The organism is Tannerella forsythia (genome assembly GCF_001006485.1).
In the GTDB taxonomy this organism is placed as follows: domain Bacteria; phylum Bacteroidota; class Bacteroidia; order Bacteroidales; family Tannerellaceae; genus Tannerella; species Tannerella forsythia.
Genome location: NZ_JUET01000119.1, coordinates 115,568 through 127,532, shown reverse-complemented (window position 1 = coordinate 127,532; position 11,965 = coordinate 115,568). Strand labels below are relative to the sequence as shown.

At 44.9% G+C, this 11,965-nt stretch carries 9 protein-coding genes; 4 read left to right on the top strand and 5 right to left on the bottom strand.

Annotated elements, in window-relative coordinates; all coding sequences use genetic code 11:
- Positions 1–150: 150 nt before the first annotated feature.
- The 5 genes from Tanf_RS11165 to Tanf_RS11140 form a co-directional block, all read right to left on the bottom strand.
- On the bottom strand, positions 151–597 hold the full coding sequence (locus Tanf_RS11165; RefSeq protein ID WP_046825913.1) for a transposase: 447 nt from the start codon (positions 595–597) through the stop codon (positions 151–153).
- 15 nt (positions 598–612) lie between these two features.
- Positions 613–1,713, bottom strand: coding sequence for a hypothetical protein (locus tag Tanf_RS11160; protein WP_046825912.1), 1,101 nt, complete (start codon positions 1,711–1,713; stop codon positions 613–615).
- Positions 1,714–1,757: 44 nt separating this feature from the next.
- On the bottom strand, positions 1,758–2,927 hold the full coding sequence (locus Tanf_RS11155; protein WP_046825911.1) for a DUF4934 domain-containing protein: 1,170 nt from the start codon (positions 2,925–2,927) through the stop codon (positions 1,758–1,760).
- Positions 2,928–3,248: 321 nt separating this feature from the next.
- Positions 3,249–4,415 carry a DUF4934 domain-containing protein gene (locus Tanf_RS11145; RefSeq protein ID WP_046825909.1) on the bottom strand — a complete coding sequence of 389 codons (1,167 nt, stop codon included), beginning with the start codon at positions 4,413–4,415 and terminating at the stop codon, positions 3,249–3,251.
- A 45-nt stretch (positions 4,416–4,460) separates the two neighbouring features.
- Positions 4,461–5,525, bottom strand: coding sequence for an efflux RND transporter periplasmic adaptor subunit (locus Tanf_RS11140; RefSeq protein WP_046825908.1), 1,065 nt, complete (start codon positions 5,523–5,525; stop codon positions 4,461–4,463).
- A 369-nt stretch (positions 5,526–5,894) separates the two neighbouring features.
- Here Tanf_RS11140 and ruvB point away from each other — a divergent pair, with 369 nt between their 5' ends.
- The 4 genes from ruvB to dpp7 are packed head-to-tail and all read left to right on the top strand — an operon-like array spanning position 5,895 to position 11,954.
- Positions 5,895–6,926, top strand: a complete 1,032-nt coding sequence (gene ruvB, locus Tanf_RS11135; RefSeq protein WP_046825907.1) for a Holliday junction branch migration DNA helicase RuvB — start codon at positions 5,895–5,897, stop codon at positions 6,924–6,926.
- 5 nt (positions 6,927–6,931) lie between these two features.
- A complete protein-coding gene (locus Tanf_RS11130) occupies positions 6,932–8,446 on the top strand; it encodes an oligosaccharide flippase family protein (protein WP_046825906.1) in 1,515 nt (504 codons plus the stop codon).
- Positions 8,443–9,807: a TIGR00341 family protein gene (locus Tanf_RS11125; protein WP_046825905.1), complete on the top strand. Its 1,365-nt coding sequence runs from the start codon at positions 8,443–8,445 to the stop codon at positions 9,805–9,807. Before Tanf_RS11130 ends, Tanf_RS11125 begins: the two co-directional genes overlap by 4 nt.
- Positions 9,804–11,954 carry a dipeptidyl-peptidase Dpp7 gene (gene dpp7 / locus Tanf_RS11120; protein WP_046825904.1) on the top strand — a complete coding sequence of 717 codons (2,151 nt, stop codon included), beginning with the start codon at positions 9,804–9,806 and terminating at the stop codon, positions 11,952–11,954. The genes Tanf_RS11125 and dpp7 overlap by 4 nt, the downstream gene beginning before the upstream one ends.
- The last annotated feature ends 11 nt before the right edge of the window (positions 11,955–11,965 follow it).

Sequence of the window (11,965 nt, the reverse complement as noted above, 5' to 3'; positions counted from 1 at the left end):
ATTCTTTTTACCGAAGTCTCTGCTTTATTACATATCAGACTGAAATAAGGCAGGGCTTTGTTCTTTTCACGATATTTCATTCCAATGGCGTAAGCCTTACGCATAAAGGTTTTATATAATGCAGCGCATGGAATGTCCGGATTTATTTTTTTATAGATAGTTTTCATCATATTGTATATTATATTCTTTTAGAAAAAGGAGATATTCTTCTTTAAATGTTAATCTTCGATGATGTTCTTCTTGTTTTAAAATATATTGCGTCGTTTTGTCGTACAAAGAAGGACTTACGGAAAAACCTCCATACCCTCCTTGCCATGCGAAATGATGATAGTAGTTATCTTTCCCCTTTATCCATTTACTGCTTGAACTTTTTATTTTCTCAATTAGTTTAGCTAAAGATATATTTTTTGACAGGGCACACAAAATATGAATATGATCTTCCATACCGTTAATCATAATGGGAATGGAATCCGCAGATTTAATAATGGAGCCAATATATGCATACAATTCGTGAGCATCCTGTTTTCGGATTGGGACACTCGTAGATTTTATATGGAAAATAATATGGATATAAAGTTTAGCTAATGATTGAGGCATATTTTTCTTTTTATGTCAGGCTTTCAGCCCTCCTGAATAATGTATTTGACCTTGCCCCCAACGCTCCGCTTCGCTGCACATTGGGCTGAAATAATACGGGGCTTTACCCCTTGGGTATTGATAATATATTTGATATTGCCCCCAACGCTCCGCTTCGCTGCACATTGGGCTAAAATAATGCGGGGCTTTATCCCTTTGTTGTTGATAATATACTTGATATTGCCCCCAACGCTCCGCTTCGCTGCACATTGAGTTAAAATAATGCGGGGCTTTACCCCTTTGGTATTGATAATATATTTGATATTGCCCCCAACGCTCCGCTTCGCTACACATTGGGCTGAAATAATACAGGGCTTTGCCTCTTTGTTGTTGATAATATACTTGATATTGCCCCCAACGCTCCGCTTCGCTGCACATTAGACTGAAATAATACGGGGCTTTGCCCCTTTGTTGTTGATAATATACTCGACATTGTCCCCAACGCTCCGCTTCGCTGCACATTGGGCTGAAATAATACAGGGCTTTGCCCCTTTGTTGTTGATGATATATTCGACCTTGCCCCCAACGCTTCGCTTCGCTGCACATTGGGCTGAAATAATACGGGGCTTTGCCCCTTTGGTATTGATAATGTACTCGACATTGCCCCCAACGCTCCGCTTCGCTGCACATTGGGCTAAAATAATGCAGGGCTTTGCCCCTTTGGTATTGATAATGTACTCGACATTGCCCCCAACGCTCCGCTTCGCTGCACATTGGGCTAAAATAATGCGGGGCTTTACCCCTTTGTTGTTGATAATATACTTGATATTGTCCCCAACGCTCCGCTTCGCTGCACATTGGGCTGAAATAATACGGGGCTTTGCCCCTTTGTTGTTGATAATATACTTGATATTGTCCCCAACGCTCCGCTTCGCTGCACATTGGGCTGAAATAATACAGGGCTTTGCCTCTTTGAATATATTCTTTACGGCATCTTATTCTATTTATGAATGTCTGTTTTTGGAGGACTGAAAGTCCGATATATTTCAGCCCAATGGCGTAAGCCTTGGGAAGAAAGGTATCATATAAAACAGAGGGCTGAAAGTCTGATCTAATCATCGTATAAATCATATTCATTTGATATAAAGCGTAAAAATATATACATAAACGCCGAAATCGTCTTAATTTTTCCTGTATTTCATCAGCATAATGACGGGATTGGATTCTTCGTTTAATGTCGAGGCGATTTCTTTTAATTTGCCGCTTAGCTTTTCGTTGGCTAAGGCTTCTAATAACTCGGCAGCGGGCAAAACAATGTATCCTGTTTGAGAGTCTTTGAGAGAACGGGATAAAACTCCGGGGCCAAGAATCAAATTTTTATCTTTATAATCCTTCATCCGAACAATGGCTTCGTAAATATCGCCGGAACTTTTTTCAACAAGTAGACCTTTACCGTCAAATTCGCTCGGATCATTCCAATCTATTTCGAGTTTATTAGTCGATAGAAAGAGGTATTTATCTGTTTCGAGCCAGCTGTGCAGAATAGTTTTAGGCTCCATGGTCTGAATAGAAGGCTTACGGATTAAGACGGGAATAAGCTCTTGATTTTGGGTGAAGCGATAAACCGTATCTGTCGAATAATCGGTTAATAAAAAATCGTTGCCGTTATAAACAGCGAAGTAGACGTCGGGCATGGAACCTACGAGGGCATTTCCGTCCGTTTTCTGCGTAAACATCAAACTTACTTTTTTCTCATAAGCTATTGGTATTTCTTTGGTGATGCTTCCGTCTTTCTTCGAAAGAAGAACAAATGCCGTGGGATAATCGTTTATATCTCCTTGAAAGCCGTCGTAAAACAATAAATTGTCCGAATCATAATCATAAAAAGCTTCGGGGCCTCCAAGATACGATCTTTCACGAAATTTCAGCTTGCGCTTATAAGTACCGTCTCTACCGTAGACATTTATTCCGGATGGATAGTTAAGAATAAAAAACTCGTCGTCTTTTTCCGAATAAACCGAAGCCGCCGCTAAATTGTACTCTTCCGGACCATTGCCATAGCGATTGATTTTGCTTACCGGCTTACCTGTTTCCCGACTGAAAAAGATAAAACTGTTTTCTACATGATTACCTCCGATAATAAAATTTTCACTGATGTCGAGAACATACGAAAAAAGATAATCGTCCTTTGTTTCGGGGGCTATGTACTCAATTTCCGCTATATCTTCGACGAGCATATTCTTTTCAGGATACTGTTTTGAAACATCCACCGTAATGATATGGGTCGCAGAGTCCGTATCTGTGCAACTCGCTATCAGAATTACGATAAAGGAGAGGATTATCTTTTTCATATCAACTATGTTTTTATAAAAGAGTTATAACTTACATGAAGTATGTATTTAATTATTTACTCAATATTCAACTTTTTCTTATTTAGCTGAAATAATACAGAGCTTCAACTTTTTGAATATATTCTTTACGACATCTTATTCTATTTATGAATATCTGTTTTTGAAGGACTGAAAGTCCGTTATATTTTAGCCCAATGGCGTAAGCCTTGGGAATAAAGGTATCATATAAAACAGAAGGCTGAAAGCCTGATTTAATCATCGTATGAATTATATTCATTCTATATAATGCGTAAAAACATATACGTAAACGCCAAAATCGTCTTAATTTTTCCTGTATTTCATCAGCATAATGACGGGGTTGGATTCTTCGTTTAATGTCGAGGCGATTTCTTTTAAATGTCCTTTCAGTTCATTTTTCTGATAAGCTTCTATAAGACCGGACGCTTCTAAAGCTATGCAGGCAGCGATTTTTCGATTGTTCGTGCGCCCGGATGCCGGTTTTAACGATACTTCTTTTTTATTGGTGAAATCATCATTATATATGGTACATTCAAATAATGCTTTCTCTTGTCTGTCATATACGAGATCGGTTGTCGGAAATCCTTTGAAGGTGTTTAAATCAAGTTCTTTTTTCATTGTTTGCATAAAATAATACCGGTCATCTGCGGCTGTTACGAAAAGAAATACTTCCGGATCCATCGTATAAATAGAAGGTGTTCGTATTATAAACGGACGTATGTTATCATCCGAATAATTATATATTGTATCGGACGAGGTTCTCATGAGTATACAATGCTCCGACAAAGGAAGAGTTTGACAGAATCCGGGTGTAATGACCATTTCTCCTTCTATAAATACAGGTGTTTTAATTGTTTTAATCGGGACGGAAAGTTCACGAACCACTTTTCCGTCTTGTTTGGAAATCAGAATATGATTTGCTTCTTCATTTTCTATTCCGGGCGAATAACCTTTATAAGCAATGAGATATTTCGTATCATAATCAGATATATCATGATAATAACTTGTATCTTCGAATGTAAAATCGCGTTTAAAATTTCCTTCCAAATCGTAAACTAAGATTTTTCTGGCAGGATAATCGACTATAAACATTTCATGATGCTCTTCATCTAAAACAATGCTGTTTACCTGCGAATATTCCTCCGGTCCTTGCCCTCGACGGTTTATCTTTCTTTGTCCTTTACCCGTAGTTCTTTCATAGACGAAAATATCTCCATCCATGTTCCGATTTGTTATCAGTATAAGATTTCTTCCTATGGCTTTCACAACCCCCTGCGTTGTAAACGTATCGGTTGTTTCGAGAGGGATGTACTCTACATCCATAAGATATTGAAGAGTAAATTCTTTTTTGGGGTAATTAGCTGTTACATCGACGATAATATAATCATCCGCTTTTTGTTTATTTCCTCCTGTGCATGCGGATATACAAATTGAGAAGAGGAATGCGGAAATAACGTTTATTCTTTTCATGACTTTGGTGTTTTATTTGTTTATATACCGGTTTATTTCGTTGTTTTACTCTTTATTTTTTTCGTCTTGAATGACTTTTACGGGCGATTCGTGGGCGAGATTGATGTTGCCGGTCACGATAACGGGATCACCCTCTTTCAGGGTTTCGCCGGTAACGGTATATTCCGTCGCGTTTTCCAGTCCTGTTTGAACGTAGTTCCAGACCGCTTTGCCATCGACTACGGTAAAAACAACTTGTTTACCGGTACGTAATACGACGGCCGTCTTGGGTACGACCCACTGCTTTCCTACGGAGCGGAAGGCGCTGACACGAACGTTCATACCTTCGACAAGTTGCGGGTGATAGCTAACGGTAGCTTTAATCTGTACCATACCGTTTTCGTTGACCCACGGATTGATCTCGGAGACGCGTCCTTTGATTTCAACGTCGGGCATGGAGTAGGGGACGACCTTTACATTGTCGCCTTTCCGGACAAAACCTAATTCGTTTTCGAGTACGGTAAACACGACCTCGAGACTTTGCGTGTCGATGATGTTACAAAATACTTCGGAGGGCTTCGAAAGCGTTTTGGGCTTGGCAAAAAGGTTAGCCACGATGCCGTTGACGGGAGCTACGAGAGTAGCTTGTTTCAGGTCGTAGTCGGCCATGGAATAGTTCGTTTGCGCATTGTTGAAGCCGCTTTTGATTTTGGCTAACCGCATCACCTCGTCGGGAACGGCCGAGAGATTATCTAATTTGTAGCCCTGTCCGATCAGCACGTCGTGCATTTCAAGCTTACTGCGCTCGAGCGCATCCTTGGCCTGCTCCAGTTTATTGTTTAAGGCATAGGTTTCGAGCGCGGCAATGCGTTGTCCTTTGGTTACACGGTCGCCATTGGCTACGAAGACATCGGCAATGATCTCGGAGGTTTGAAATTTTACTTCGGCAACGGTGCGTGCCGATATTTTACCGTTGCTGACAAGCTCATGCTCGAAGTCGACTGTTTTCAGTGGGATTACGGTTACTTCGGCGGGGGCGTCGGGGAGAAGCTGACGGACGTTTTCTTCTGTTTTAGCTTGCTTGTCGGCGTTGCACGCGCCGAAAAGCGCGGTGATTCCCCATGCTGTCATGCAAAAAACGGCAAGATGTTGTATGTGCCTTATATTTTTCATACGGTAGTGTTTAATTCTTTTGTCTTGAAAGTTATATAGAACCTGCATTGTATTCATATATTATATCTGCCTGTTTTATATAAATTATTTTGCAAATATAGTTTTAATATCAATAAACTACGATATTTTCGCAGGGTTTATAATTTCTTAGCATGTGTTTGACTTTGTTTTGTATTATCCCCGTTTCCACGATGTCCCATGCTGTCGCTGATGTATTTGCAGGAAACTAAAAAGGAACGTTGTTTTGTTCTAATGCGTTCTCTCTATGGGTAGTGTAAAAGTCGCATTTTTTATGTAAGTTTGCAGGCCTATTGAAGGCGTCCGACGATGAAAGAAGAGTTTGACATACATAAGGCCGGGAATACGATGCCGGAAACGGAGCGTGAATACGAAAACGCTCTGCGTCCGCTGTCGTTCGAAAGCTTCAGCGGTCAGCCTGAAGCGGTAGAGAACCTGAAGGTTTTCGTGGCGGCGGCTCGCATGCGTCAGGAGGCTTTGGATCATGTACTGTTGCACGGTCCCCCCGGGTTAGGCAAAACGACGCTATCGAATATTATCTCGAACGAGTTGGATGTCGGTTTTAAGGTGACGTCCGGCCCGGTACTCGATAAGCCCGGCGACCTGGCCGGTCTGCTCACCTCGCTCGAAAAGAACGATGTGCTTTTCATTGACGAAATACACCGGCTCAGCCCTATCGTAGAGGAATATCTTTATTCGGCGATGGAAGACTATCGAATTGATATATTGATCGACAAAGGGCCAAGTGCCCGTTCGATTCAGATCGACCTTGCTCCGTTCACGCTTATCGGAGCAACGACACGCAGCGGTCTGCTGACCGGCCCGCTTCGGGCCCGCTTTGGGATCAATCTGCACCTCGAATATTACGACACGGAGACTCTGACAAAGATTATCCTTCGCAGCGCCAACATCCTGAACATCGGTTGTGCTGTGGATGCTGCCCGAGAGATTGCAGGCCGAAGTCGCGGTACGCCCCGTATTGCCAACGCTTTGCTGCGACGTGTACGGGACTTTGCTCAGGTAAAAGGTTCCGGTAAGATTGACAAAGCCATCGCGTGTTATGCCTTGGAAGCTTTGCATATCGACCGTTACGGACTTGATCAGATCGACAATAAGATACTTACGCTCCTGATTGAGAAGTTTCATGGCGGCCCGGTCGGCTTGACTACTATCGCTACGGCACTGAGCGAAGACCCGGGTACACTCGAAGAGGTTTATGAACCATTCCTCATTCAGGAGGGATTCCTCAAACGTACACCTCGGGGGCGCGAAGTGACGGCACTTGCCTACGAACATCTGGGAAAAGCGATAGCGGGGCGTCCCGGTGATTTATTTCAATAAGCGGTATGGCGGAAGGGATGAAGCGTTTGGCGAAGGAAACCGCCATCTACGGGCTGAGCAGCATGATCGGAAGATTTCTGAACTGGATGCTTGTGCCCATGTATACGCGAGTATTGACTGACACCGGCGAATACGGGATCATCACGAATCTTTACGGATGGACTGCCCTGCTTCTCATTCTTCTTACGGGGGGGATGGAAACAGGATTTTTCCGTTTCATCCACAAAACCGACGAACGCGAGCCCATGCGCGTCTATGCGTCGACGCTTGGCTTCGTAGGAGTCACGTCATTCTTGTTCGCCCTCAGCATGTGGGTGTTTCTTTTTCCCGTCAGTGAAGCGCTCGGATATTCCGATCACCCGGAATATATCGGTATGATGGCTGGGATTGTAGCCGTCGATGCTTTTTGTTGCATCCCATTTGCCTACCTTCGCTACCGAAATAAAGCGATCCGGTTTGCAATGATCAAGCTGTTGAGCATCTTTCTGAACATTTTTCTGAACATCTTCTTCCTCGTCCTCTGTCCTCTTATCGACGCCTCGTATCCCGAATGGATCGGGTGGTTCTACCGTCCCGGCTATGGGGTAGGATACGTCATCATCGCCAACGTTTTCACAACGGTTTTTACCTTTTTGATGCTGTTGCCCGATATGATGCCCGGCTTGCGTGTCAGACCGGACATGCAACGCCTAAGGAAGATGATCGGCTATTCGTTTCCGATACTTATCCTCGGCATCGCAGGAATATTTAACCAGACCGCAGATAAAATTCTGTTTCCATTTCTGTTCGACGACAAAGCATACGCCGATTCACAGCTCGGTATTTACGGGGCATGTTTCCGAATAGCGGTGGTGATGGTTATGTTTATTCAAGCGTTTCGTTATGCCTACGAACCGTTTATTTTCGCGAAACACAAAGACGCCGATAACAAAAAATCGTATGTTGAGGCAATGAAATATTTTATCATCTTTGCACTCTTTATTTTTCTCGGAGTGATGTTCTACCTTGATTTGCTGAAACATTTCGTGGATGCGAAGTACTACGACGGTCTTCGCGTCATTCCCCTCGTGATGCTCGGCGAACTTTTTTTCGGTATCTATTTCAACCTCTCGATATGGTACAAACTTACGGACCGTACGCAATGGGGAGCTTACTTCTCCGTGGCCGGCTGCACCCTGACGATCGCCATCATTGTGCTGTTCGTTCCGTCATATGGATTTATGGCCTGCGCATGGGCTTCGTTTGCCAGCAACTTATTGATGATGTTGCTTTCTTATGCTGTCGGGCAGAAATATTATCCCGTCGCTTACGACCTGCGTTCGGCATTTACGTATGGCGCTGTTGCAGCCGTGTGCTATATGGCAGCCATGCTGCCACCCATCGATTCGGTCGTATTACGTCTGTTATATCGGACGGTGTGGTTGTTGTTTTTTACGGGAATCGTCGTGAGGAAAGATTTGCCCATAACGGAAATCCCTTATCTTAGTCGATATTTTGGTCACATAAAAAAAATCAAATGATGGAAAATACCTTGTACCGACAAATCAAAACTTATCTGACTCGTCATTTCGATGTACGACAGGAAAAAGAAGATGAAATAGAAACGATCGAGTCGCTGAAAAAAGGAGTCGAGTTCCGAGGCACAAATCTATGGGTGTTGATTTTTGCCGTGTTCCTTGCCTCTTTGGGGCTAAACACCAACTCTACGGCTGTCATCATCGGAGCCATGCTTATCTCCCCCCTGATGGGGCCGATTATGGGCTTCGGATTAGGTCTGGGGATTACCGACTTCGATCTGGTCAAGCGTTCACTTCGTCACTATTTGACAGCAACAGCCTTCAGTGTGGCTACGTCAACCGCTTTTTTTCTTATCTCGCCCATCAGCGAGGCGCAAAGTGAGTTGCTGGCGCGTACATCTCCCAGCATCTACGATGTACTGATTGCATTTTTCGGAGGGCTTGCCGGCATCGTGGCCAGCTCCACAAAATCGAAAGGAAACGTGATTCCCGGGGTGGCCATTGCTACGGCATTGATGCCTCCATTGTGTACAGCCGGCTTCGGACTGGCCAGCGGAAATTTAAGTTATTTCTTCGGCGCTTTCTACCTCTATTTCATCAACACTGTTTTTATCAGTGTCGCCACCTATATAGTTGTGCGCATCTTAAAATATCCTCGCAAATCATTCATCGATAAAAAGCGGGAAAAGACGGTGCGTCGCTATATGACCATCATTGTCATTTGCACGATCGTTCCAAGCATTTACCTCAGTTACCGCGTATTTGAAGCGACACTTTTCGATCAGCAGGTTCGCAAGTTTATCAATGAAGAGTTACACTTTCCGAATACGCAGATACTAAGCCGTTCGGTTACCAATACGGGCGATAAGAAGGAAATCAAAGTGGTACTGATTGGCCAGACGATCCCCGACATCATGATCTCGACCGCACGGTTGAAGATGTCCAACTACGGGCTGAAAGACATCGATCTGATTGTGCAACAGGGTTTCGGGAACGAGGAAGTCGATATCAATGAACTGAAGACGATGCTGATGAAAGACCTCTATAAAAACAGCGAAGACCTGCTTGAGGCGCAAGCCATTCAAATAGACTCGCTGAAGCAAAGCCTTGATCGTTACAGACATGCCTCGGATATGACACGTACGCTGCTTCCCGAGATGCGGGTGCTTTATCCGTCTATCGAACAGCTTTCGTGTACGCAGACTTACCTCATGGAAACAAACAAGTCGAAACAGGATACCGTCATGCTCGTTTATTTGAAAGCTCGGCTGAACATCGGGACGGATGATCGGAAGAAGCTGGTACAATGGTTGTCGGCTCGTACCAAAGAGAAAAATATCAAACTTATAATCGATAATAAATGAAACGGACAAACAAAATTTGGGTAACAGCTCTGCTGTTACTGGCAACCGTCGGACAAGTGTTTGCCGACGAGGGAATGTGGGTATTGAAAGAGTTGAACAGGCAGAATTTAGCGCGTATGCAGGAACTGGGACTTACGATCCCTGTCGAAACGTTATACAGTGAAACCAATCCATGCATAGCTAACGCAGTCGTTATTTTCGGAGGCGGCTGTACGGGCGTTACCGTTTCCGATCAGGGGCTGGTTTTGACCAATCATCATTGCGGATACGGAGCAATCCAAAAGTTGAGTAGCGTAGAGCACGATTATCTGAAAAACGGATTTGTCTCGCAAAACATGAGTGAAGAGCTGCCCGTCGAAGGTTTACGGATACAGTACCTCAAAGAAACCGTCGATGTCAGTGAACGCATTTTGTCACAGATCGAAGGGGTGGATGATGAGTTCAAACGCATTACCAAGGCCGATTCGATCGGTCAGGCGATCTGCGACTCGATCGGAAAAGACAATTCTTCGTTGAGCGCCAGAGTGATTCCGTTTTATAGCCGGAATAAATATTACTTAGTCGTTTATAACGTCTTCCGCGATGTGCGTTTGGTCTTTGCGCCCCCGTCTTCGCTCGGGAAGTTCGGAGGAGATACGGATAACTGGATGTGGCCGCGTCACACCTGCGATTTTTCCGCTTTCCGTGTCTATGCCGATGCCAACAACCGACCTGCCGAATACAGCGCAAGCAACCGCCCTTACCAACCGGAATACGTTGCCGAAATATCGTTGCGGGGATATGACGAAAAAGATTACGCCATGACGATCGGCTTCCCCGGGCGTACGAACCGTTACCTCTGCTCATGGGGAGTGCAGCAACGCATCGAAGACAGTAACAAACCGCGTATCGAAGTACGGGGAATCAAGCAGGACCTCTGGAAGAAAGCCATGCTGGCGAGCGATGCCGTGCGCATCAAATACGCTTCGAAATATGCCGGAAGCTCGAACTACTGGAAAAATTCGATCGGAATGAACCGCGGCCTGGCCCGGCTCAATGTCATCGACCGTAAGAAAACCGAAGAAGCAGCTTTTACGGCATGGGTCAATCAAATGCCTGCACGCAAAACGCAATACGGAGATGTGCTTCATCTTTTGGAAAAAGGCTATACCTCCTCGGCGGAATATCGGAAATATGCAACGTATCTTATGGAAGCCTTTGCCGGGGGAACCGAGATTATTCGTCTGGCACGGATTATCCGCAGTGTGGATGTGAAAAACAGTACGCCCGAAGAAATCGACGAACGGATCGATGGCGATCTCCGAGCCTTCTACAAAGATTACGAACCGGCACTCGACCGACACGTGCTGGCGGCCATGATGAAAATCGTAAAAGAACGCGTACCCGCATCGTTCCTGCCCGACATTTACGGCAAGGTAGACAAGAAATACAAGGGGGATTACGAGAAATATGCCGCCGATGTTTTCGGGAACACTGTGCTTACCTCGTTCGAGAAAGTGTCAGCCCTGTTAAAGAACCCGAAACAGTATGAAAAGGTGATGAAGAAAGACCCGGCAGCTGTATTGTCCTTGTCAGCAACGCTTGCCGTATATGACATACAACAGCAAGTGGCAGCATGGGACAACGATATCGATAAAGGCGAACGCCTCTATTGGGCCGGATTGAAGGAGATGTATCCCGACCGAAGTTTCTATTCGGATGCCAACTTCACCATGCGTATGAGCTACGGCACAATCGGAGGATATCGCCCTTACGACGCCGCGTGGTATAATTTCCATACGACCGACAGGGGAATTCTCGAAAAAGAAGACCCGATGAGCAGTGAATTCCGGGTACAGCCGGAAATCCTGAATCTGGTCAAAGCGCGTGACTTCGGTCCGTACGCCAACGAACAAGGCGAGTTGCAATTGTGCTTCCTCTCGAACAACGACATCACGGGGGGCAACTCGGGAAGTCCCGTTTTCGATAAGCACGGACGTGTCATCGGCCTGGCTTTCGACGGCAACTGGGAAGCCATGAGCGGTGACATCGCTTTCGAACCCGACCTACAGCGCACCATCAGCGTCGATATCCGTTATGTGCTTTGGATGATTGAGAAATGGGGCAAATGCACCCGGTTGATCGAGGAACTGAAACGGGTTAAATAACGGACGGGCAG